Source organism: Curtobacterium sp. MCBA15_013 (assembly GCF_001865095.1).
Classification (GTDB): Bacteria; Actinomycetota; Actinomycetes; order Actinomycetales; family Microbacteriaceae; genus Curtobacterium.
The window spans coordinates 323,125-346,478 of record NZ_MJGQ01000045.1; the positions used below are offsets into that span (position 1 = coordinate 323,125).

Annotated in this window: 21 protein-coding genes; 12 read left to right on the top strand and 9 right to left on the bottom strand. The window is 71.7% G+C overall.

Features of this window, described 5'->3' with window-relative positions:
• Positions 1-73: 73 nt before the first annotated feature.
• The 3 genes from BIV01_RS15465 to idi form a co-directional block, all read right to left on the bottom strand.
• Positions 74-1,123 carry a magnesium and cobalt transport protein CorA gene (locus BIV01_RS15465; protein ID WP_070417110.1) on the bottom strand — a complete coding sequence of 350 codons (1,050 nt, stop codon included), beginning with the start codon at positions 1,121-1,123 and terminating at the stop codon, positions 74-76.
• Positions 1,124-1,373: 250 nt separating this feature from the next.
• The gene (locus tag BIV01_RS15470) at positions 1,374-1,976 is read right to left on the bottom strand and encodes a glycerol-3-phosphate responsive antiterminator (RefSeq protein ID WP_071294384.1); all 603 of its coding nucleotides are present in this window, start codon (positions 1,974-1,976) and stop codon (positions 1,374-1,376) included.
• A gap of 72 nt (positions 1,977-2,048) precedes the next feature.
• Positions 2,049-2,591, bottom strand: a complete 543-nt coding sequence (idi, locus tag BIV01_RS15475) for an isopentenyl-diphosphate Delta-isomerase (RefSeq protein WP_070417109.1) — start codon at positions 2,589-2,591, stop codon at positions 2,049-2,051.
• A gap of 21 nt (positions 2,592-2,612) precedes the next feature.
• On the opposite strand from idi, the gene BIV01_RS15480 reads away from it, so the two are divergent.
• The 11 genes from BIV01_RS15480 to BIV01_RS15530 all read left to right on the top strand — a co-directional run bounded on the left by BIV01_RS15480 (position 2,613) and on the right by BIV01_RS15530 (position 12,273).
• A complete protein-coding gene (locus BIV01_RS15480; protein ID WP_071303425.1) occupies positions 2,613-3,671 on the top strand; it encodes a polyprenyl synthetase family protein in 1,059 nt (352 codons plus the stop codon).
• Positions 3,668-4,600, top strand: coding sequence for a phytoene/squalene synthase family protein (locus BIV01_RS15485; RefSeq protein ID WP_071303426.1), 933 nt, complete (start codon positions 3,668-3,670; stop codon positions 4,598-4,600). Before BIV01_RS15480 ends, BIV01_RS15485 begins: the two co-directional genes overlap by 4 nt.
• Positions 4,597-6,228: a phytoene desaturase family protein gene (gene crtI / locus BIV01_RS15490; RefSeq protein WP_083414076.1), complete on the top strand. Its 1,632-nt coding sequence runs from the start codon at positions 4,597-4,599 to the stop codon at positions 6,226-6,228. The genes BIV01_RS15485 and crtI overlap by 4 nt, the downstream gene beginning before the upstream one ends.
• On the top strand, positions 6,228-6,569 hold the full coding sequence (locus tag BIV01_RS15495; RefSeq protein ID WP_071303427.1) for a lycopene cyclase domain-containing protein: 342 nt from the start codon (positions 6,228-6,230) through the stop codon (positions 6,567-6,569). The genes crtI and BIV01_RS15495 overlap by 1 nt, the downstream gene beginning before the upstream one ends.
• The gene (locus BIV01_RS15500; RefSeq protein ID WP_071294389.1) at positions 6,566-6,946 is read left to right on the top strand and encodes a lycopene cyclase domain-containing protein; all 381 of its coding nucleotides are present in this window, start codon (positions 6,566-6,568) and stop codon (positions 6,944-6,946) included. Before BIV01_RS15495 ends, BIV01_RS15500 begins: the two co-directional genes overlap by 4 nt.
• Positions 6,943-7,869 carry a prenyltransferase gene (locus tag BIV01_RS15505; protein ID WP_070417104.1) on the top strand — a complete coding sequence of 309 codons (927 nt, stop codon included), beginning with the start codon at positions 6,943-6,945 and terminating at the stop codon, positions 7,867-7,869. The genes BIV01_RS15500 and BIV01_RS15505 overlap by 4 nt, the downstream gene beginning before the upstream one ends.
• Positions 7,870-7,939: 70 nt before the next feature.
• Positions 7,940-8,983 carry a Gfo/Idh/MocA family protein gene (locus BIV01_RS15510; protein ID WP_071303428.1) on the top strand — a complete coding sequence of 348 codons (1,044 nt, stop codon included), beginning with the start codon at positions 7,940-7,942 and terminating at the stop codon, positions 8,981-8,983.
• A gap of 408 nt (positions 8,984-9,391) precedes the next feature.
• Positions 9,392-9,910, top strand: coding sequence for a hypothetical protein (locus BIV01_RS15515; protein ID WP_071303429.1), 519 nt, complete (start codon positions 9,392-9,394; stop codon positions 9,908-9,910).
• Positions 9,911-9,914: 4 nt separating this feature from the next.
• Positions 9,915-10,946 carry a YihY/virulence factor BrkB family protein gene (locus BIV01_RS15520; protein ID WP_070417101.1) on the top strand — a complete coding sequence of 344 codons (1,032 nt, stop codon included), beginning with the start codon at positions 9,915-9,917 and terminating at the stop codon, positions 10,944-10,946.
• 36 nt (positions 10,947-10,982) lie between these two features.
• The gene (locus tag BIV01_RS15525) at positions 10,983-11,471 is read left to right on the top strand and encodes a DedA family protein (protein ID WP_083414077.1); all 489 of its coding nucleotides are present in this window, start codon (positions 10,983-10,985) and stop codon (positions 11,469-11,471) included.
• Between the two features lie 106 nt (positions 11,472-11,577).
• A complete protein-coding gene (locus BIV01_RS15530) occupies positions 11,578-12,273 on the top strand; it encodes an SDR family oxidoreductase (protein ID WP_071303431.1) in 696 nt (231 codons plus the stop codon).
• Positions 12,274-12,296: 23 nt separating this feature from the next.
• On the opposite strand, the gene BIV01_RS15535 is transcribed toward BIV01_RS15530, so the two are convergent.
• Entirely contained in the window at positions 12,297-13,871 is a 1,575-nt protein-coding gene (locus BIV01_RS15535; protein ID WP_071303432.1) for an ABC-F family ATP-binding cassette domain-containing protein, read from the bottom strand.
• 288 nt (positions 13,872-14,159) lie between these two features.
• On the opposite strand from BIV01_RS15535, the gene BIV01_RS15540 reads away from it, so the two are divergent.
• Positions 14,160-14,579, top strand: coding sequence for a DUF3151 domain-containing protein (locus BIV01_RS15540; protein ID WP_071294394.1), 420 nt, complete (start codon positions 14,160-14,162; stop codon positions 14,577-14,579).
• A gap of 247 nt (positions 14,580-14,826) precedes the next feature.
• On the opposite strand, the gene BIV01_RS15545 is transcribed toward BIV01_RS15540, so the two are convergent.
• From BIV01_RS15545 to BIV01_RS15565, 5 genes are all read right to left on the bottom strand, one after another.
• Positions 14,827-16,815 (bottom strand): Ig-like domain-containing protein, encoded by a 1,989-nt coding sequence (locus BIV01_RS15545; RefSeq protein WP_071303433.1) that lies wholly within the window; start codon positions 16,813-16,815, stop codon positions 14,827-14,829.
• Between the two features lie 90 nt (positions 16,816-16,905).
• Positions 16,906-19,920, bottom strand: coding sequence for a glycoside hydrolase family 2 TIM barrel-domain containing protein (locus BIV01_RS15550; protein WP_139199450.1), 3,015 nt, complete (start codon positions 19,918-19,920; stop codon positions 16,906-16,908).
• The gene (locus BIV01_RS15555; protein WP_092384698.1) at positions 19,917-20,852 is read right to left on the bottom strand and encodes a carbohydrate ABC transporter permease; all 936 of its coding nucleotides are present in this window, start codon (positions 20,850-20,852) and stop codon (positions 19,917-19,919) included. Before BIV01_RS15555 ends, BIV01_RS15550 begins: the two co-directional genes overlap by 4 nt.
• Positions 20,849-21,946, bottom strand: a complete 1,098-nt coding sequence (locus tag BIV01_RS15560; RefSeq protein WP_071294396.1) for a carbohydrate ABC transporter permease — start codon at positions 21,944-21,946, stop codon at positions 20,849-20,851. The genes BIV01_RS15555 and BIV01_RS15560 overlap by 4 nt, the downstream gene beginning before the upstream one ends.
• Complete coding sequence (locus tag BIV01_RS15565; RefSeq protein ID WP_071303434.1) at positions 21,943-23,307, bottom strand: extracellular solute-binding protein; 1,365 nt, start codon at positions 23,305-23,307, stop codon at positions 21,943-21,945. Before BIV01_RS15565 ends, BIV01_RS15560 begins: the two co-directional genes overlap by 4 nt.
• Positions 23,308-23,354: the final 47 nt, after the last annotated feature.

Sequence of the window (23,354 nt, forward strand, 5' to 3'; positions counted from 1 at the left end):
AGGACGGGAGGCGCGGCGCCAGCTGGCACCGCGCCTCCCGTCCGTCGCTGCGATCGTCCGTCGCTGCGTCCGTCTAGAGCCAGTTGCGCTTGCGGAAGATCGCCCAGAGCACGCCCATCAGGGCGAGCATCCCGAGGATCGCGACCGGGTAGCCGTACCGCCAGTGGAGCTCGGGCATGTGGTCGAAGTTCATCCCGTAGACCCCCGCGATGAGTCCCGGCGCGAAGAGGATCGCCGCCCACGAGGAGATCTTCTTGACCTCCTCGCCCTGCCGGTGCGCGGCGCGTGCGAGCTGCCGGCTCTCCTCGCCCTGCGCGAGGCTGGCGCTCGTCATGCGGCGCATCGCCTCGTTCTGCTCCTGCGACACCAGGGTCGCGTGCAGCGTCAGGGCGTTCTCGAGCAGGGCCCGGAACGAGTCCACCCGCTCGGTGACCCGCAGTGCGTGGTCGAGCACGTTCCGCAGGCGGTGCTGGACCTCGTCGTCGACGCCGTACTTGTCGGCGCCGCGGAGGAGCCCCTTCACCATCGCGGGCACCGGCTTCGTGGCGCGCTGGAAGGCCAGGACCTCGCTGAGGAGCTGGTAGATCCGCTTCGAGACGCCGGGGTCGACCTGCCCGGCGAACAGCTGGTCCTCGATGGCGTCGACGTGGTCCTGCAGGATCTCGACCACGGGGGCGTAGCCGTCGACGACCTCGTCGAGCACGGCGGCGGTGACGGCCTCGGAGCCCCGGGCGAGGAACTCCGGGTCGGCCTCGACCCGGGCACGGAGCGCCGCCAGGTCGGGACGCTCGGCGTGCCGGACGCTCACCACGAACCGGTCGCCGACGAACAGGTGCACCTCACCGAACTCGACGGTCTCGGCCGTGGTGTCGAACCACGCGGGTCGGAGCACCAGGAAGAGCGTGTCGCCGTACCGCTCGAGCTTCGCGCGCTGGTGTCCCTTGCGGGCGTCCTCCACCGCGTTCTCGTGCAGGTCGAACTCGGTCGCGACGGCCTCGAGCTCGGTGTCGTCCGGGCGGAAGAGCCCGATCCAGGCGAGGTCGCCCCCGGTGGCGAGCGACAGGGTGGACGGTGACCCGACGCGACGTCCCTCGACGTAGATCGCGTTGTCGATCAGTGCCATGTGCGTGCTCCTCTCGGGAGCAGGCAGGCGCGAAGTGACCCCGGAGTGATCCGGGGGAGGGGGTTGCTCAGCGAACGGGCACGGCGACGACCGTCAGGGGCGGCCGGCCCGATCGAGGATGGTCACCCGACATCGCGCCTCACCTGCCCTTCTGCTGGTCCGTCGGCCGCAGTGCGCAGCCTCGTGGCCACACCCGTGACCGACGCCCGACCCTACTCCGTCGAGTCGGCGGAGCCAAGTGAACGAACGCTCACATGCCCCAGACGTCGCGGTTCGACGACGCGACCGCGACCGCTCCGGCACCGAGGGCGGCCATCACGTCGGCCTTGTCGCACACCAGGCCGCCGGCGATGACCGGCACGGCGGTGTCGTCCCGGAGCCAGGTGATCACGCGCGGCATGCACCCGGGCAGGATCTCGATCGCGTCGGGTCCGGCCTGCTCGACCACGCGGGGGAGCTGGTGGTACGAGAACGAGTCGACGAGGAAGAAGCGCTGCACGGCGACGAGCCCGGCGCGCTTGGCGGCCCGGACGAGGTTCGACTTGGTGGAGAGCACGCCGTCCGCTCGGGTGTGCTCGGCGATCCACGTCACGACGACGTCCCGGGCAGCGAAGCCGTCGAGCAGGTCGACGTCCACGAGCACGGTCTTGCCGGCGTCCTTCGCCCGGGCGACGATGTCCGCGACGTCGAGGACGCTGCCGTAGAGCACGAAGACGACGCCCCGGTCGGAGGCCAGCACCTCGTCGAGCGCGGAGGCGTCCTTCACGCTGGCGATCACCGGGTCGTCGCGGAGAGCGTCGAGCACGGCGTCGGCTCCGGCCCGCGGTGCGACATCGCGTTCCGTCGTGGTCATACCGACCATTGTCGATGACGCGCCCTGACAATCGCGGGCGGGCGCGCGCGGGTCCGGGCGGGCGCGCGCGGGTCAGCGGGTGATGTGCAGACCGGCCGTCGCGAGCTCGGTGAGCTGCCACCCGAGCCACGGGCTCCACGCGAACGGTGCTCCGGCGACCGACTCGCGCAGCGCGGCCTCGGAGACCCAGGCGTACTCGGCGACCTCGTCGTCGGCCGGAGCCGGGACGTCGTCGGTGACCGCGCGGAAGACCGGGCAGACCTCGTTCTCGACGATCCCGGAGGCGTCGACGGCGCGGTACCGGAAGTCCGGCAGCACGAGCTCGACGTCGCGGACGGTGATGCCGAGTTCACGCGAGGCCCGTCGGGCGATCGCGTCCTCGAACGACTCGTCGGGGCCGGGGTGGCCGCAGAACGTGTTCGTCCACACCCCGGGCCACGTCTTCTTCGACAGCGCACGACGGGTCACCAGGACGTCGCCGTCGGTGTTCCGCACGTGGCACGAGAAGGCCAGGTGGAGGGGCGTGTGGTCGGTGTGCACCGTGAACTTGTCCGCCGTACCGATCGGGGTACGGTCATCGGCCAGGAGCACCACGGATTCAGGGAAAGTCGTCATCTGCATCGATAGGTTAGGCCAATGAGCGAGGAAGCGGCCACCGTGGCGCACATCGACCTCGCGCTCGTCGACGACTGCCTCGAGCGCTTCTTTGCCGTGTCGTCGGCGCGCGCCGAGCGGTACGGACGACCGTCCGGGGAACTCTGGCGGGTGCTCCGCAAGGCGAGCATGGGCGGCAAGCGCTTCCGCCCGCGCATGGTCCTCACCGCCTACACCGGCCTCGGCGGCGACGACTTGCACGCGGCCGCGCACGTCGGTGCCGCGTACGAGCTGCTGCACACCGCGCTCGTCGTGCACGACGACGTCATCGACCGTGACTGGTCGCGCCGCGGCCAGCCGAACGTCGCCGGGTCCTTCCGCGACACGGGCACGACGGGCGGCCTGCCGCTGCCCACCGCCGAGCACCGCGGCATGAGCGCCGCGGTCATCGCCGGCGACCTGGCGCTCGCGGGCGCACCCCGGTTCATCGAGTCGGCCGGCGTCACGGGTGACCGACGTGCCCGACTGCTCGAGCTCCTCGACGAGGCCGTGTTCGCCAGCGCCGCGGGCGAGATGACCGACGTCGACCTCGCCCTCGGGGTGATGCCGACGGTGGACGAGGTCCTGCAGATGGAGCGTGCGAAGACGAGCGTGTACTCGTTCGAGGCGCCACTGCAGTCCGGTGCGGTGCTGGCCGGCGCCGCCGAACCGATCGTCGAGGCGCTCGGCGCCTTCGGCCGCGAGATCGGGATCGCCTACCAGATCGTCGACGACCTGCTGGGGGTCTTCGGCGACGAGGGCACGACCGGCAAGACCGTCCTCGGCGACCTGCGCGAGGGCAAGCGCACCATGCTGATCGCCCACGCCGCGACGACCGAGTGCTGGCCGGACATCGCGCCGTACCTCGGCGACCCGGACCTCAGCGAGGAGCGCGCGGCCGAACTCCGTGCGACCCTTGTCACCTGCGGCGCCCGGGCCGCCGCCGAATCGCGGATCGCCGAGCACACCGCACTCGCCCGTGCCGAGCTCGCCGGACTGCCGTACGACCTCGCCGACCGCCTGGAGGCCCTCGTGACCGAACTCGTGGAGCGCGCCCGGTGAGCCACAGCCGAACGGAGCCGCGTCCCACGACCCGGCTCCCGCTCTACGACGCCACGGCCGAGGCCGCGTCGGGCGTCGTCATCGACCGGTACTCGACGTCCTTCGGGCTCGCCAGTCGGCTGCTCACGAAGGACACGCGTGAGCACATCCGCAACGTGTACGCCCTCGTCCGGGTCGCCGACGAGGTCGTCGACGGGCCCGCGACCGAGGCCGGACTCGACCACGACCTCGCCCGGACGGTCCTCGACGAGCTCGAGGCCGACACCGAGCGGGCGATCGCGCTCGGCTTCTCCGTCAACCCGGTGGTGCACGCCTTCGCCCGTACCGCTCGGGTCACCGGGTTCGGCCCGGAGCTCACGCGGCCGTTCTTCGCCTCGATGCGGATGGACCTCGAGCGGACCGAGCACGACCAGGAGTCCTTCGACCGCTACGTGTACGGCTCGGCCGAGGTGGTGGGCCTGATGTGCCTGCGTGCGTTCGTCCACCGCGCCGGCCGGCCGACGTTCGACGGCACCGTGCTCGTCGACGGCGCCCGAGCGCTCGGTGCCGCGTTCCAGAAGGTGAACTTCCTGCGGGACCTGCACGCCGACTTCGAGGTGCTCGGCCGCTCCTACTTCCCGGGGGTCGACATCCGCAGCTTCGACGAGGCGACGAAGCACCGGCTGGTCGCCGACGTCCAGTCCGACCTCGACCGGGCCGCCCGCACCGTCCGGCTGCTGCCGGCCGACGCGCGGAACGCCGTCGGCCTGGCGCACGCGCTCTTCCAGGAGCTCAACGACCGCATCGCCGCCACGCCCGCCGACCGCCTGGTCACCACCCGGGTGCGCGTCCCGAACCCGGTGAAGGCCCGCCTGGCCGCGCAGGTGCTCGCCGGACGTGCGCCGCTGCGGTCGCGCGCGACCCACCACCGGACGGGAGGCACGGCGTGACCCCGCCCCGCGCCTCCAGTCCGAAGGACGCCGGCACCACGACCAAGCGCAAGGTGCCCGCCCGACGTGCCGTCGTCATCGGCGGCGGCATCAGCGGACTCGCGTCCGCCGCCCTGCTCGCGCGGGACGGCTTCTGGGTGACCGTGCTCGAGCAGCGCGGGCAGCTCGGCGGCCGCGCCGGGTCGTGGGAGCAGGACGGCTTCCGGTTCGACACCGGTCCGTCCTGGTACCTCATGCCCGAGGTGTTCGACCACTTCTTCCAGCTGCTCGGCACCTCGGCCGACGCCGAACTCGACCTCGAGAAGCTCGACCCCGGGTACCGCGTGTACAGCGAGGGCTACGACGACCCGATCGACCTCCGCGCCGACAGGGAGGCGAACATCGCCCTGTTCGAGTCCGTCGAGCCGGGCGCCGGCAGACGGATGCGGAAGTACCTGGCCTCGTCCGAGGACACCTACGCGATGGCGATCCGCCGCTTCCTCTACACGACCTTCCAGGACCTCACGAAGCTCGCGGCCCCCGACGTCCTCCGACGGCTGCCGAAGCTCGCGCGCCTGCTCATCGAGCCGCTCTCCACCTTCGCCGAGTCCGCGGTCAAGGACCGCCGCCTGTGGCAGGTCCTCGGCTACCCGGCGGTGTTCCTCGGCACGAGCCCGTACGCGGCGCCGAGCATGTACCACCTCATGAGCCACCTCGACCTCGCCGACGGGGTGCTCTACCCGAAGGGCGGCATCACCGAGGTCATCTCCGCCGTCGAACGCGTCGCCCGCCGTGAGGGCGCGAAGATCATCGCCGGCGCCAAGGTCGAGCGGATCGTCGTCGAGGACGGCCACGTCACCGGTGTCGTCCACCGCGACCGCGCGGGAGCGCAGCACACGGCGCCCGCCGACCTCGTGGTGAGCGCCGCCGACCTCCGGCACACCGAGCTGCAGCTGCTCGACGCGGAGCACCGCACGTACCCCGCCGCGCACTGGGCGAAGCGCGACCCGGGGCCGAGCGCGGTGCTCGTCTACCTCGGCGTCGACGGGCCCGTGCCGGGGCTGCTGCACCACACGCTGGTGTTCACCGAGGACTGGAAGGCGAACTTCGGCGCGATCTTCGGCGCCGACCGGCACGTCCCCGACCCGGCGTCGATCTACGTCTGCGCTCCCTCGGAGACCGACGCCTCGGTCGCACCGCGGGGATCGAGCAACCTGTTCATCCTCGTGCCGCTGCCCGCCGACCTGTCGATCGGCAAGGGCGGCATCGACGGTGCCGGTGACTACGAGGTCGAGCGGATCGCCGACCGCGCCATCGACGTCGTCGCCGAGCGTGCCGGCGTGCCGGACCTCCGCGACCGGATCCGGGTCCGCCGGACGATCGGTCCCCGGGACTTCGCCGACGACTACAACGCCTGGAGCGGCTCGATGCTCGGGCCGGCGCACACCCTGAAGCAGAGCGCGTTCTTCCGCGAGAAGAACGCCTCGGCGAAGGTCGACGGGCTCTACTACGCCGGTGCCTCGACGATCCCGGGCATCGGGCTGCCGATGTGCCTGATCAGCGCCGAGGTGCTCCTCAAGCGCATCCACGGGGACACCAGCACCGAACCGCTCCCGGCACCGCTCCGGCGGCCCGGCTCCACTGACTGATGCCCGGGCTCTACCTCGCCGGGCTGCTGGTGTCGCTCGTCGGCATGACCGTCCTCGACGCCCGGCTGCACCTGTTCTTCTGGCGGGCGCCGTGGCGGGCGGCGGCCGTGATGGTCGTCGGCGTGGCATTCTTCATGCTGTGGGACGTGCTCGGGGTCGCCCTCGGCATCTTCTTCATCGGGCCGCAGAACCTGCTGACCGGGGTCCTCCTCGCGCCGGACGTCCCGCTCGAGGAGCTCTTCTTCCTCCTGCTGCTCTGCTACACGACCATGAACCTGGTCGGCTTCGTGCAGCCCCTCGTCGCGCGGGGCCTGCGGCGGGCCGAGCGGAGCGGATCGTGACCGGCTCCGGCGCGTACGCCCTGCTCGCGCTGCCGTTCTTCGCCGCGGTCGCGGTGGTCGCCGTCGCCGCCGGGGTCGTCGCCGCACGACGTGCTCGTGCCCGGGGCCGCCGCGCACCGACCGGCCGACGGATCGCCCTCGTGACCGGACTCGTCGCCGGCATCGCCCTGCTCGTCATGACCATCGTGTTCGACAACGTCATCGTGACGCTGCGGATCGTGGCGTACGACCCGGCGCTCATCAGTGGTGCGAAGATCGGGGCGATCCCGGTCGAGGACCTCGCGTACTCGATCGCCGCGATCGTGCTGCTCCCCAGCCTGTGGGTCCTGTTCGACCGACCCACCCGGCCATCCCACGAAGAGGAACCGACCCGATGAACGCGAGCACCGCCTCCAGGCCGTCGACCCTGCGCGCCCTGTTCGTGTCGTCCCGGCCGATCAGCTGGGTGAACACCGCGTACCCGTTCGGTGCCGCGTACCTGCTCGGCAGCGGGGTCGGCGTCGAGGGCGGCGGCGGGTTCTCGCTCGTCGCGTTCCTCGTCGGCGTCGTCTACTTCCTCGTGCCCTACAACCTGGCGATGTACGGCATCAACGACGTCTTCGACTACGAGTCCGACCTGCGGAACCCGCGCAAGGGCGGGGTCGAGGGTGCCCTGCTCGACAAGAGCGTGCACCGCACCACGCTGTGGGCCGTCGTCGTCACGAACGTGCCGTTCCTGGTCGCGCTCGTCGTGCTCGGCGCGGTGTCCGGCAACGGGCCGTGGTCGTGGCTCGTCCTCGCGATCAGCGTGTTCGCCGTCATCGCCTACTCGGCACCGGGGCTGCGCTTCAAGGAGAAGCCGTTCCTCGACTCGCTCACGTCGAGCACCCACTTCGTCTCGCCGGCGATCTACGGCCTGGCGCTCGCCGGCCCGCACTGGACCGGCCAGCTCGTCGCCGTGTGCGTGGCGTTCTTCCTGTGGGGCGTGGCGTCGCACGCGTTCGGTGCCGTGCAGGACGTCCTCGCCGACCGGGCCGGTGGGATCGGCTCCGTGGCGACCGTCATCGGTGCCCGCGCCACCGTGCGGCTGGCGTTCGTGGCGTACCTCGTGGCCGGTGTCGCGCTGCTGTTCTCGGCGTTCCCTGGTCCGATCGCCGCGATCGTCGTCGTGCCGTACGCCCTCAACGTGCTGCCGTGGTGGAACGTCACCGACGCGGGCGCCGAGTCCGCGAACGCCGGGTGGAAGCGGTTCCTCTGGATCAACTACCTCGCCGGGTTCATCGTGACGATGGCACTCATCGCGTACGCGTTCACGCACTGACCCGTGCCCTGACAGACTGGACGCACGCGCCGCGGGAGTCGTGGGGCGCCAGCCACGAAGGAGTGCACGCATGACGGTCCGGATCATCCACGTCGGTCTCGGAGGGTGGGGCGGCAACTGGGCCCGCACCGCCATCCCGGAGGTCACCGAAGTGGAGGTGGTCGGGATCGTCGACCCGGTCCCGGCGACACTGGACGCCGTGCGGTCGGACCTCGGCCTGCCGGGGTCGGCGGCGTTCGCGTCCCTCACCGAGGCGCTCGCCGGGGTCGAAGCCGATGCCGTCGTGATCACCGCCCCCGCCGTGACGCACGTGCCGCTCGCCCTCGAGGCGCTCGAGGCCGGCAAGCACGTCCTCGTCGAGAAGCCCTTCGCCAACACCACGGACGAGGCCGTCACCGCGGTCCGTCGCGCCGAGGAGCTCGGGCTCGTGCTGCAGGTCAGCCAGAACTACCGCTGGTACCCGGCACCCCGGGTCGTGCAGGACCTGCTCGCCGCGAGCACCGTCGGCGAGCTCTCGGCGATCAACGTCGACTTCCGGCAGTGGGACAACGACCTCGCGTTCGAGGAGCACCCGCACTACCGGTTCCCGCACGCGATGATCAACGACATGGCGATCCACCACTTCGACCTCCTCCGGATGATCACCGGTCGCGAGGCCGTCCGCGTGTTCGCGAAGTCGTCGTACCCGTCGTACAGCAAGTACCAGGACGAAGCCGTCGCCTCGATGATCATCGAGCTCGACGACGGCCTCGTGGTCAGCTACCGCGGCAGCTGGCTCTCGCGCGGCCCCCGGACGGCCTGGGCCGGCGAGTGGAGCATCCAGGGCGAGGACGGCGAACTGTGGTTCACGAGCCGCTCGGGGGAGCCGAACGCGGTGGCCGGGGACCGCGTGACGGTCCGCCGGACGCAGGACGACGAGGCCGAGGCGGTCGAGCTGCCGACGATGGCGCACACCGACCGACAGGGCGGGCTGCAGGCGTTCGCGCGCTCGGTGTCCGGTGGTCCCGTGCCGGCGACGAGCGGTCGCGACAACCTGCGGAGCCTCGCGCTCATGGAGGCGGCGGGCCGCTCCGCGGCGTCGGGCCTGCCCGAGGACGTCGCCGTCCCGTCCTGACGCCCGGCGGGCCCCGCCCCGCCCCGCGAAAGCGACAGCCTGCCGCCGCGGTCCCGCGGCACCCTGTCGCTTCCGCGGCACAGACGACGGGCCGGCCCACGGGTCTGTCGCTCCGGCGGCACGGACTGGAGGCGCGGTGCGGGCCCGACCCGCGCCTCCAGGCCGCCGTCCGGTCGCGCTCCCGCCCCGCGAAAGCGACAGTCTGCCGTCGCGTTCCCGCGGCATCCTGTCGCTTTCGCGACACGGACGGCGGGCCGGCCCGCGGATCTATCGCTTTCGCGGCACCGGCACCGGCAACGGCACGGGCACCGGCATCGGCACCGGCGGTGCCCGCCGGCCGCGTCCGCCGTGCGCGGGACACGCCCGGGGCTGGACACGACCCCGGCCCGAGCGTGTACGAAATGGGGAATGGCCAAGGACAGTCTCCCCGAGCTCGAACTCGCGAACGTCCGCACACGTGAGGGCATCACGGACACCGTGACCGAGATCCGTCGTCGTGCGGACATCCCGGCGCGCACCCGCCTGGCGATCGCGAAGACCAAGCAGCGCTGGCACCGCGACCCCACCCCGCTCGTGGCGATGGGCGTGACCGCTGCAGCCGGTGTCGCGGCGATCATCGTCGGCATCGCGATCCGGAACAACCCCGCCGGGCACCTCGCCGAGCCGCCCGCATCGTCGGCCTTCACCGCGCTGCTGCCGTTCGGCGCCCGTGGTGGCGACGGCCCGGGCGCCACCGAGCAGAGCCAGCCCGGACGCAAGGGGCGCAATGCCCGTGCGAAGGCCGCCGAGGAGTCGCTCGAACGCGACCCGCAGCACCGCGCACGCGTCAAGCAGCGCGCCGGGATCGCCGCGGTCCAGCGCCGCGCGACGAAGAACCGCAAGCAGGCCGCCAAGCGCTCGAAGCAGGCACTGAAGGCGAGGGGGTAGCCCCGTGGCACGCGAGCAGCACAAGCCCGAACCCGACGACCCCCGCAAGCCCGACAGCCCGGCGGACCTCACCAAGCCCACGCTGGTCTACACGCTGAAGAAGACGCTCCGCGAGTTCTCCAGCGACCAGTGCACGGACCTCGCCGCGAGCCTGACCTACTACACCGTGCTCGCGCTCTTCCCCGGTCTGCTGGCCGTGGTCTCGATCCTCGGGCTCGTGTCCGACCCGAAGAAGACGATCGACACGCTGCTCGACCTCGTGAACAACATCGGTGGCGAGCAGGTCGTCAGCCTGCTCCGGGACCCCATCGAGGGACTCGTGCGCTCGCCCGCGGCGCCGATCACGTTCATCGTCGGTGTGGTCGGTGCGCTCTGGTCGGCCTCCGGGTACGTCGGCGCGTTCGGCCGCGCGATGAACCGGATCTACAACGTCCGCGAGGGGCGTCCGATCTGGAAGCTCCGCCCGACCATGCTCGGCGTCACGCTCTTCACCGTCGTCCTGCTCGTCCTCGGGCTGCTCGCGCTCGTGTCCGGCCCGCTCGCCCGCAGCTTCGGCGACGTGATCGGGCTCGGCGACGCCGCCGCGACCGTCCTGAGCATCGTGCAGTGGCCGATCCTGCTCGTCATCGCGATCATCGTCGTCGCGGTGCTCTACTACTGGGCGCCGAACGTCAAGCAGCCGAAGTTCCGGTGGGTCAGCGGCGGGTCGATCGTGGCCATCCTGATCCTCGTCATCGCCAGCGTCGGGTTCGGCTTCTACGTCGGGAACTTCTCGAACTACAACGCCACGTACGGATCCCTCGGTGGCGTGATCGTCTTCCTGCTGTGGGTGTGGATCACGAACAACGCGCTGCTCTTCGGCGCGGAGTTCGACGCCGAGCTCGAGCGTGGACGGCAGCTGCAGGCCGGCATCCGTGCGGAGGAGGACATCCAGCTCCCCGAACGCGACACCCGGCAGATCGAGAAGCAGGACGAGAAGCGCGCGCAGGACGTCCTCGACGGCATCAAGATCCGCGAGGACGCCGACCGCCGCTGACGGGACATTCCCGGTCGGGGTCGCTACGGTTCGCCCGTGCCGTCCTTCCTCGAGGGGCTCCCGTTCTGGTGGCTGGTCCTCGCGCTCTTCGTCGTGGTGCTCTGCCGCGCGCAGGCGACCTACTGGCTGGCACGACTCGCGGTCACCGGCGCGGCGCGGTCCCGCTGGGGCCGCTGGCTCGACTCGGCGGCGGTCCGTCGGGGTTCGGCGCTGCTCGACCGCTGGGGGCTGCCCGTCGTCACGGTCAGCTTCCTCACCGTGGGGCTGCAGACGATCATGAACGCGGCTGCCGGCATCGCCCGGGTGCCGTGGTGGCGGTACACGATCGCGATGGTCCCGGGGTGCGTGGCGTGGGCGTTCGTCTACGCGACGGTGGGGATCGCGCTGTTCTGGGCGGTGCTCGCGGCGTTCGCGGGGTCGCCGTGGGGCGTGGTCGTGCTCGTCGTGCTGGCGGCGGCCGCCGCGGCCGCCGTGTGGACGGTCCGGCGTCGTCGCCGGCTCGCCGCGGACACGTCCCGGGTCTGACGGCCAGGAGGCGCGGTGCCGGGCCGCCCCGCGGCCGTCGTCCGGTTTTCCACAGCCCAGGAGGCGCGGTGCCGGCCCGCCCCGCGCCTTCCGTAGGGTGGTGCGCATGACCGACACCGCGCCTCCCGTCCGTCCGACCGCACTCGTCACGGGCGCGACCCGTGGGATCGGCCGGGCCATCGCGCTCGACCTGGGACGCACGCACCACGTGCTCGTCGGCGGCCGGACCGCCGCCGCCGTGGACGCGCTCGTCGCCGAGCTGCCCAGCGCGTCGCCGTTCGTGGGCGACCTCGGCGCGGGCGAGTTCCCGCCGCTGCCGGAGCGCCTCGACGTCCTCGTGCACTCCGCCGGGGTCGAGCAGGGCACGACCGTCGCGGACACCCCGCGCGAGGTGTGGGAGCAGGTCTTCGCCACGAACGTGTTCGCGGTCGCCGAGCTGACGCGACTCGCGCTCCCGGCCCTCCGCGCCGCGCGGGGCATCGTCGTGCCGATCAACAGCGGGTCCGGGTTCCACTCCGGCCCCGGCGGTGCCGTGTACGCGGCGTCGAAGTTCGCGCTGCGGGCGTTCGCCGATGCCCTGCGGGAAGAGGAACGGGCGAACGGCGTCCGGGTGTCGAGCGTGCACCCGGGCCGGACGGACTCGGACATGCAGCGGGCGCTGACCGAGAAGCTCGGCGAGGACTACGACACCGACTACTACCTTGCGCCCTCGGACGTGGCCGATGCCGTCCGGACCGTGGTCGACCTGCCGGCGCGGGGCACGATCGAGTCGCTGGCGATCCGGCCGACGCGGCGGCGCTGACCCGCTGCGGCCAGCGTGGCGGATCACCTGAGCTCGATCCTCGTGGTGAGGTCGAGGCGGTCGAGGAACGTCTCGTCGTGACTGACCACGACGAGGGCTCCCCGGTACGCCCGGAGCGCGTCCACGAGCTGGTCGACACTCGTCAGGTCGAGGTCGTTCGTCGGCTCGTCGAGCACCAGCAGCTGCGGCGGGGGATCCGCGAGCACGAGGCTCGCCAACGCCACGCGGAACCGCTCCCCGCCCGAGAGCGCGCCGGCCGGGCGGTCGACGGTGTCCCCGCGCACCAGGAACTTCGCCAGCCGGTTCCGCACCTCCGCCGGCGGGACGTGCGGGGCATCCCGCCGGACGTTCTCCAGCACCGACAGCGCGTCGTCGAGTGAGTCCTTCCGCTGCGGCAGGTAGCCGATGCGGTCGACGTGCGGGACCGCAGTCGTGTCGGGCAACGGGTGCGCCCGCGCGCCGGGCACCCCGACGAGCTGCTCGAGCAGCGTCGTCTTGCCGACGCCGTTGTCCCCGGCGACCGCGATGCGCTCCGGACCCTGCACGATCGTCGCCCGCCCGCGCAGCGTGATCGTCGCGATCTGCCGCGATGCCGGCACGTCCGGGTCGGGGAGCGTCACGTGGATGGACTCGTCCGCACGCAACCGTCCCTCCGCCTCGCGCTTGGTGGCGAGTGCGGCGGCCTCGTCCTCGGCGTACCCGGTGCGGAGCCGCCCGGCGGTCTGTTCGCCGCGCTTCCGCATCTCGTTCGCGAAGATCTTCGGCATCCCCTCGGCGGCCTTCACCCCGGACCGGGCCCGACGGGCGATCTTCGTCTCGGCCTCGATGCGCTGCCGCTTCTCGGTGCGGTGCCGCTGTTCGGCGACCCGGACCTCGCGTTCGACGGCGGCCTGCTGCACCGCGAGGTGCTCCTCGAACGCGCTGAAGGTCCCGCCGAACACGGTCATGGCGCCCGCGCGGAGCTCGGCGACCTCGTCGACGTGTTCCAGGAGCTCGCGATCGTGGCTGACGACGACGAGGGTGCCCGGCCAGTCGTCGACCATGTCGAGCAACATGCTCCGGGCACGACGGTCGAGGTTGTTCGTCGGCTCGTCGAGGAACGCGATCGGGAGCCCCCGCAGCCGGATGCCGGCGACCGCCACGAGGACGGCCTGGCCTCCGGACAGGGTGCTCACCGGACGCTCGAGGTCGGCGCCGATGCCGAGGCCGATGCCGTCGAGCGCCGCGGCCGCACGTTCCTCGAGGTCCCAGTCGTCGCCCACGGCGTCGAAGTGCTCCGGAGCGGCGTCACCGCCGAGGATCGCGCGGAGGGCCGTCAGGGTCGGACGGATGCGCAGGAGGTCGGCGACCGCGTCGTCGTTCTGCGGTTGCAGGCGTTGCGGCAGGTGGTCGACGGGGCCGGACGTCGTGATGGTGCCCGACGTGGGGTGGAGCCGACCCGTGACCAGCCGGACGAGGGTCGACTTGCCGGCACCGTTCCTCCCGACCAGGCCGGTCCGGCCACGGCCGAAGGCGGTGGTGAGGTGGCTGAGCGCGACGGTGCCGTCGGGCCAGGCGAAACTGAGGTCGTTCAGGACGACGGACGGACTGATGGGCATACGGGTGCCTCCCCGGTGGTCGATGCTGGGCGCACGACACCGGACCCGCTACGGGAGGGCGGAGCGCCCGACGGGGCGCGACGATCACGGTGTCAGCGCGAGGGCTGAGCAGATCCGGTGATCGACAGCAATTCGTCCACTTCCGTCGGGGAGCCCTGCGTGACCGCCACCCGCACCGCCGGTCGGTCGTCCCGCACCGGTGGCCTCGCGATGACGACGAGGACCAGGCCACGGTACGCCGGGAGTCTCGCGCCGCGCAAGGCCCTCGAGCCGTGACAGGCTGGGGGCATGCCGGAGAACCTGCTGCCGAACCCGACCGCGAACCCCGAGACGCTCCTGCCCGCCGAGCCGGAGGTGACCGCCGCCCTCGCTGCCGACGCCCCCGTCGCGAGCGTCGTGGTGTCGCACCCGGCGTCGAGCCTGGCGTGGGCACTGCTCGCCGACGAGGCGTGGGAGCGTGGGGCGACCCTCGAGTCCTACGCCTACGCGCGGGTGGGGTACCACCGTGGGCTCGATGCGCTGCGGAAGGCGGGCTGGCGCGGTGCCGGGCCGGTGCCGTGGTCGCACGAGCCGAACCGGGGCGTGCTGCGGGCGCTGTTCGCGTTGCGGCGTGCGGCTTCGGCGATCGAGGAGCCGGGCGAGCCCGAGCGGCTGACGGAGTTCCTCGATGCGTCCGACCCGGCGGCGATCCCGGCGCTGAGCGCGTAGCGCGCGAGCGCAGGGGAGGGCGGTTCGTCGCTCGTCTCCGCCGGTGCGCGCATCTTTCGGGCTCGCTGACCGTTCTGGTTCGTGAAACCCGGGAATCGCGAACCAGAACGGTCACGAACCCCGCGGAACCTCCCTCCGCCTGCGCAGCGGGCTGGCTCGCGTCCGGTTGGCGCACGACGAAAGTCACCTCGAACCGCGCTTCCGCCTGGTTCGAGGTGACTTCCGTTGTGCGAGCCGCGCTGCGCGGCTAGCGCGCGGCCGCGGCCACGGCGCGCCGCCGCGCGAGCAGTACCCACGCACCCGCGGCGAGCAGCAGTGCCGCCACGGCCCCGGCGACGAAGACGGCCGGCCCGGACACGCCCGTGTACGCCAGCACTCCCCGCGCGCTCGCCCGCTCGGCCACGGCGTCGGACGCCCCGCGGTCACCAGCGCCTGAGGCAGCGCCCGGCCCCGCGCCCGAGCCGGCCCCCGCGCCCGAGCCGGCCCCCGATCCCGCGCCGCCGCCCGAGCCCGAGCCCGCGCCCGGGCCCGGCGTCGGCGGTACGACCACCGACTCGACGGGCTCCACGACGACCCGGACGACCGCCACCACGGTCTGCCCCGCGTGCGTCGTCACCTGGTACCGCACTGCCGTCGCCGGTCCGGAGAACGACGACTCCGGGGTGAACGTCACCTGCACGCCCTCGACCGTCCAGACGCCCTCGCCGGGGACCCTGAGCCGCTTGCCGTCCGCCGAGAGCTCCGCCCCCTCGATCCCGTCGCCGCTCAAGCGCAGGGAGTCCGGGTCCGCCGAGCTCCCGTCGAGCGGGTCGTTCCCGAGGACGTCGATCGTCACCGGCTCGCCCTGCTTCGTCGTGCCCTCGTCGTCGACCGCGACGGCCTCGGGCAGGACGACCTCGAACGCGGTCCGATCGGCGTTGTTCGACAGGTCGACGTCGGTCACCGAACCGTCGAGCGCGATCGCGGGGCGGGCTGCGTCGAGGCGGTCGGTCGTGAAGTCCGTGACGCTCTCGACGGGCATCGTGTGGAGGCCGGAGCGGGTCGTCACCGGCACCGTCCCCCGCACCGCGATCGTGACCGCACCACCGGGCGGGCCCGACCAGTCGGCGGCGACCGCACCCTGTCCCGCCGCGGCGCCGCACGTCGCCCCGGCCTCCGCACGGCACGTCCACCGCACGTCCGTCAGCGGCAGTCCCTCGGTCACCGCCACCGTGCGCGCGACGGCGTCGACCGCTCCGCCGATCGTCGCCGGCCCGTCGTTCACCGACCGCAGCTCGAACGTGACGTCCTCGCCGGGGGTGACCGGCGCGTTCGTCAGCGTGTGGGCGGTCGTGACGACGTCGGTCGGCTGCGTCGCCCGCAGGTTCCGGATCTCGTGGAACTGCGTCCGGCCACCGGTCGATGCGCTGAAGCCGAACCGCACCTGTTCCGGCAGTGCCGTGGCGGGGAGGTCGGCGCTGACGACCTCGCGCAGCTCGCTCGCGTCGGCGCCGGGGGCGGTCGGCTCGGACATCGAGACGAGCACCCGGATCCCGCCGGCGTCGGTCGGCAGCAGATCGATCTGCACGTGGCGGTGCGTGGCCGCCTCGGCCGTGGTCTCGCGGTCTTCGAGGAACCCGTCGCCGAGGTCCCCGGTGGTCGCGAGGACCGGGTAGCACTCGCGCTCCGGACCCCGGACGGTGATCGCGTTCGGGACGACGTCGGGACGCGCGAAGTTGCCGAACCGGTCGAACCCGATCCCGACGACCCCGCCGTCGAGGCCTTCCTCGCAGGGGCGGGTGCCGTCGTGGTAGCCGAGGCCGGCACCGACGGGCCCGATCGCGTCGAGCGGGACGGCGGCGTCCTGCAGGAAGAACCCGATCCCGTCGGCGTACCCGGTGTCCGTCGTGCTCCACATCCGCTGGTCGAACTCGACCGTCAGGCCGTGGCTGGAGTCGTAGGGCGACTCGTTGTAGACGGCGGAACTCACCCGCTTCGTGTCGTCGGTCAGCCGCAGCCACCGTCCGGCGGCGCCGTGGTCGACGATCGCTGCCTGTCCGTCGTCCGTCGCGATCCGGGTCCAGCCGGCGGGCATCGTCGTGCCGACCGGCAGTCCGACGAAGGGGTCGGTGACCGGGAACGGCGCGACCGCGTGCGCGGGGGACGTCGTGGCGACCGCGGTCGCGAGGCCGCCGCCGACCACCACGAGGGCGGTCAGGGCGGCGCTCGCGACGGCGCGCCTGGGAGTGCTGTGCATGGGGTCCTCTCTGCTGGTGGAGAAGACCCTTCCGGACGCCCGACGCAGGCGCAAGGAATATGTATCAGATATACGACTTCCGGGCTGCGCTCAGCCGAGCACGGCGCTCCACGAGAACGCCTGCGGCCAGAGCTGGTGCTCCGGCAGCACGTCGAGGCCGCACGCCCGCGACCCCAGGCCGTGCTGCGCGGCGTCGAGGTACAGGTACAGGTGCTCCGAAACAGGCAGCTCGTAGGGGTGCATCGCGCGACCGATCTGCTGCGCGGTCCACGGCGACAGGGTGAACCCCGCACGGTTCGAGCCGACGGTCGACACGGTGAACGGCCCGACCGACAGCTCGCGCAGCGACGGCCGGTGCCCGGTCTCCTGCGGCATCGAGTACTCGACGCCGAGCGACCGCGCCGGTGCCGAGAAGCGTCCGACGCGGGCGGCGTGCGACGAGTCCGCGTACGACTCGAGCGGCCCCGTGCCGAACCACGACGCGTCCGAGTCGGCCAGGGACGCTGGCAGGTCGAACCGCACCCCGATCCGTGGCCACGTGACGTCCCACGCGCCGAACGGCACCGCGTCGGTCTGCAGCAGCAGCCCGGCGTCGGTCAGGGTCCAGCGGTGCGTGACGTCGACGCCCCACCCGCTGTTCGCCGCCGCGACGCGGACCCGCTGCTCGAGCCCGGAGTCCGTCCGCGACACCGACACGAGCCGGTGCGTGAGCCGGTCCAAACCACGTTCGCGCCAGCGTGTGGCCGACGGGGGAGCGTCCGGGTCGCCCACGCCGTGCGTCAGCACCGGGTCGGCCGTCTCGTACCCGCCCTGCGACGCCAGACTGTCGTTGTCGGTCGGTGCGCGCCACAGCTCGAGTCGCGGCCCGGCCACCTCGTGCCCCTTCCAGGACACCAGGTCACCGCGGGCCGAGAACGTCCCGTCGCCGAGTCGGTCGCCGTCCCACCCCTGACCGGAGGCCCGTGGCACGTCCGCCTCGCGCGATGCGACGAGCGTCTGGGTGCGTGCCAGGACGTGGCCGGTGTCCGCCCACGAGGTCGGCCCCGCCAGTTCCGCCGTGACGTCGAACCACAGCTCGTCACCGGGGGCGAGCGCCGCGGTCGCGGCTTCGAGCACCTCGTCCGGCACCGGCACCGTGGCGGAGGACCGCGCCGCGACGACGCCCGGCGTGAACCGGCCCTCGTGCTCCACCACGCCGTTCCGGGACAGCGTCCAGTGGAACCGCAGTCCCGCGGTCGAGGCCGAGTGGTACCGGTTCTCGATGAGCACGGTGGTGTCCGACGCGGACATCCGGATCGGCGCCACGACGGCCGCGAACTCGGCCAGCCCCGGCGTCGGGGTGTCGTCGGGCAGCACCAGGCCGTCCATCACGAAGTTGCCGTCGTGGACGACCTCGTGGAAGTCGCCGCCGTACGCGTGGTAGGGCCGTCCTTCAGGGGTGTGCGCGAGCAGCCCGTGGTCCCGCCACTCCCACACGAACCCGCCGTGCAGCCGCGGGTACTTGTCCACGAGGGCCTCGTACTCGGCGATCTGGCCGGGTCCGTTGCCCATCGCGTGCACGTACTCGCAGTGGATGAACGGCTTCGACCGCTGGCGAGCCGCCTCGGCCGGGCCGCAGCCGAGCAGGGGCGTTGCCGGACCGCCGCCGATCGACTCGGTCTCCTGCAGCGACGGGTACATGCGCGAGTACACGTCGGTGTAGGTGCCCGTGTAGTCGCCCTCGTAGTGGACCGGACGTTCGTCGTCGCGGTCGTGCACCCACTGCGACATCGCGGCGAGGTTGCGGCCGGTCCCGGACTCGTTGCCAAGCGACCACATCACGATCGACGCGTGGTTCTTGTCGCGCTCGACGGTCCGCGCGATGCGGTCGAGGTACGCCTCGCGCCAGGCCGGGTCGTCCGACGGGTTGCCGACCCAGCCGGTGAAGATGAACCCGTGCGTCTCGAGGTCGCACTCCAGGATCACCCAGAAGCCCAGCTCGTCGGCGAGGTCGAGCACGCGGGGGTGCGGCGGGTAGTGCGAGGTGCGGATGGCGTTGACGTTGTTCCGCTTCATGAGCGCCATGTCGGCGCGTGCGTGCTCCTCGTCGAACACCCGACCGCGCACGGGGTGGGTCTCATGCCGGTTCACGCCGTGGAACACCACGCGCTCGCCGTTCACCAGGAACCGATCGCCCTCGATCGACACGGTGCGGAAGCCGAGCCGCAGCGACACGGTCTCACCACCGGCGCTCCCACCGGCTGCGGTCCCGGTGGACAGCGTCGCGTCGTACAGCGTCGGGAGCTCGGCGCTCCACGGCTCGACACCCTCGACGGTGATCGGTCCGACCTCGTCGGCGGACGCCCACGAGACGTCGACGCCGAGCGCGGGCACCGTGAAGCGCACCGGGAACGCAGCATCGACGGTCGGGAACGAGATCGTCCCCGTGCCGGTCGACGGTCGGCCGGACGCCGCGGTCCCGGCGCTCGCCGCACTCCCGAGCACGGCGGTCCACCCGGCCTGCACGAACACGTCGTCGATCGGGGCGGTCGGCCGCGCCAGCAGCGTGACCTCGCGGAAGATCCCGGGCAGCCACCACTGGTCCTGGTCCTCGAGGTACGAGGCCGCCGACCACTGGTGCACCCGGACGCGGACCTCGTTCGCCCCCGGTCGCAGCACGGACGTGACGTCGAACTCCGTCGCGAGCCGCGACCCGGTCGACCATCCGATGAGGACGCCGTTCACCCACACCCGGAAGTGCGACTCCACCCCGTCGAACCGGAGCAGCACCCGGGCCGCGGCGTCGAAGGACGTCGGGAGGTCGAAGGTACGGCGGTAGTCGCCGGTCGGGTTCTCCTCCGGCGGGTGCGGCGGGTCGATCGGGAACGGGTACTGCAGGTTCGTGTAGCTCGGCGCGCCGTGCCCGTGCAGCACCCAGTGCGCCGGCACCGGGATCGTGCCCCACTCGTCCTCCGGCCCCGGTTCCGGGACGTCCGCGACGGGCGACCACCGGAAGTCCCATTCCCCGTCCAACGACAGGGCGGGAGCGTCCGTGTGCAGCCAGGCCCGCGGGGCCAGCCGGGTGTCCGAACCGGGGGCGGTGGAGGAGAGTGCGGCGATGGTCAACCCTTGACCGATCCTTCCGTGAGGCCCCCGCGCCAGAAGCGCTGCAGGACGATGATGGCGATGACGAGCGGGATGACCGAGACGAGCACCCCGCCGGTGGTGAGCTGGTAGAACTCCGGCAGCCGGTCCACCTGCGAGCGCCAGTTGTTGAGTCCCAGTGTGATCGGGTACAGCTTCTGGTCGGCCAGCATGATGAGCGGCAGGAAGAAGTTGTTCCAGATGCCGACGACCTGGAACAGGAACACGGTGACGAGTGCCGGCGTCATCTGCCGGAGCACGATCGTGTGGAAGATCCGGAGCTCGCCGGCCCCGTCGATGCGTGCCTGCTCGAGGAGCGCCGTGTCCACCGACGCCGCGGCGTACACCCGGCAGAGGAACAGGCCGAACGGCGAGACGAGGCTCGGGATGAGCACGCTCCAGTACGTGTCGGTCAGGCCCAGCGTCGAGAACAGCAGGAACAGCGGCAGCGCCGTCGCCGTCCCCGGCACGAGCACGCCGCCGAGGATCGTGCCGAACACGAGCTGCCGACCCCGGAACTCGTACTTCGCGAGCGCGTAGCCACCCGCCGCGGCGAAGTACGTCGCGAGGACGGCGCCGACGCCCGAGTACAGGATGCTGTTCGCGATCCAGCGGACGAAGATGCCGCCGTCGTACGTGAACACCTGCTGGAGGTTGCTGAACAGCGCGAAGTCGCCGCCGAACCAGAACCCGTTCGTGGCGAACAGTGCGCCGGTGGTCTTCGTCGCGGCGATGATCACCCAGTACAGCGGGACGAGGAAGTAGATCGCGACGATGACGAGGATGCCCGTCACGACGATCTGCGACTTGCCGGAGCGGTCGAGCTTGCGGCGCTGGTGCGCCGAGATCGACGTGGTGTCCACCGGGACCGCGGTCTTCGCGGTGGCCGGCGCTTCGATGGCTTCGCTGCTCATGCGTCCGCCCCCTTCGTGACGGTGGTGCCGTGGTCCGGACCGGAGCGGCCCTGGAGGTGCGGTGCGGCCTGGGTGGTGACCGTCCCGGCCGACGCGACGCGCGTCTGGAGCGCGACCCGCGCCTCCTGGCCGTCCCGCTTCGCCCGCTTGCGGCGATCCCGCTCGTCCTTCGGCGGACGGTTCGTCAACGCGAGGAACGCGAACGACAGGATGAACGCGGCCAGCGCGATGATGACCGCCTGCGCACTCGCGACGCCGTACTCGTTGAACGCGAACGCGTTCGTGTAGGCGGCGTAGTTCGGCGTGTACTCGGTGTCGATCGCGGGGGCGACCGTGGACAGGATCTGCGGCTCCGCGAAGAGCTGCAGCGTGCCGATGATCGAGAACACCGTCGTGAGCACGAGTGCCGGCGCGATGAGGGGGATCTGGATCCGCCACGCGACCTGGAACGCGTTCGCGCCGTCGACCTTGGCGGCCTCGTAGACCTCGCCGGGGATGGACTTCAGCTGCGCCACGATGATGAGCATGTTGTAGCCGGTGTACGTCCACGTGACGATGTTCGCGATCGACCAGAGCACGCTGTTCGCGCCGAGGAAGTCCGGTTGGAGCCCGATCCCCTGCAGCAGCGACACGATCGGCGACAGGCCCGGCACGTACAGGAACGACCACAGGATCGTCGCGATGACGCCGGGGACGCCGTACGGCATGAAGTAGATCGCACGGAAGAAGCCCGGCCAGCGGGCGCTCGCCGACTCGAGCAGCAGCGCGAGGATCGTGCAGGCGATGATCATCACCGGGACCTGCACGATGCCGAACAGCAGCATGCGGCCGATCGAGGCGACGAAGCCGGCGTCCTGCAGGGCGATCGCGTAGTTGTCGAACCCGGCGAACCTGCCGACGACGCCGTCCTCGCCGAACAGCCCCTCGCGGTCGACGGTCGTGAACGACTGGAACAGCGCGCTGATGATCGGGATGATGAACGTCAGCACGAACAGGGCGAGGAAGGGTGCGAGCAGGATCCACGGGGCGCGCTTCTGGGCGACCGTGGCCTTCGTGCTCGTGCGGAAGCCGTTCTTCGGCTGCGTCGTGGTCATCGTGCCGTCCTCACGCTGAGGCCCTTGTCCTTGAAGGACTGGACGATCTCCTTCTGGGCGAGTTCCACCGCGTCGGTGAGCTTCAGCCCACTCGTGAGCTTGCGGCGGAACTGGTTCTGCAGACTCGTGAACGCCGACTGCGTCACGGGCGACCAGGACCACTCGACGTTCTGCTCCTTGGCGGCGGGGACGAAGACGTCCTCGTTGTAGTTCTGCCCGGAGAACCACTTGCTCGGCTGCTCGCGCTGCGCCCCGATGTAGTCCTTCGCGGGCGACCACCCGATGCCGCAGTACTTGATCATCGCGTCGATGCCCTCCTTCGAGGTGGTCATCCACGTGATGAACTCGAGCGCTTCCTTCGGGTGCTTCGCGTTGGCGAGCACCGCGGCCGTCGAACCGCCGATCGCGCTCGACCCGAACCCGGTGTCGCCCCACTTCTGCATGGGTGCGACCTTCCACTTGCCCTCGCCGCCCTGGACGGACTCGATGAGGGCGTCGCCCCAGCTCGCGCTCGTGACGGCCGCGATCTTGCCGCTCGCGGCCGAGGCGTACCAGCCCGGGGAGTACGCGCCGGCGCTCGTGTCGACGAGCTTGTCGTCGATCACGCCGTCGAAGAACTCGGCGACCATCAGGGTCTTCTCGTCGGTCATGTCGACGACCCACTCGTCGCCGTCGACCTTGAACCACCGGGCGCCGGCCTGCTGCGCGTACGCGGCGAAGGGGGAGGCGTCCGAGACCGGGAAGACCTCGAGGTAGTTCTGCGCCCCGGTCTTCCGGACCTTCTCGGCGAGGTCGCGCCACTCGTCCCACGTCGTCGGGGGTTCGCCGCCGGCCTGCTCCAGGAGCGCCGTCTGGTAGTAGAAGCCCATGGGGCCGGTGTCCTGGGGGATGCCGTAGATGCCGTCCACGAACGAGACCTGCGCCCAGGCGGCGTCGTCGTACTTCGACTCGAAGTCCTTCGCGCCGTAGCGGGCGAGGTCGACCAGGCCGTTGGCGAGCATGAACTCGGGGATCTGCCGGAGCTCGACCTGCCCGATGTCCGGGCCACCACCGGCCGCGAGTGCGGAGTACATCTTCTGGTACCCGCCGCTGTTGCCGCCCGGGATCCAGTTCGCGGTCACCTGGATGTCCGGGTGCGTCTTGTTCCAGACGTCGCAGACCTTCTGCAGGTCCTTCAGCCAGGCCCAGTACGTCAGTTCGACCTTCTGCCCGCTCGCTGCGGCGGGGATCAGCGCCGCCTTGTTCACGTTGGTCGAGCCCGGCACCGCGCAGCCGGCGAGCAGTCCGGTCGCGGCCGCGCCGAGGCCGAAGCCCAGCAGTTGTCGTCGGGAGATGGGCCGTCGGTTCGGTGGAGGCGTCATTGCCGGGACTCCGGTTCGTCGTCGAGCGGGATGCCTCCAACCCAACC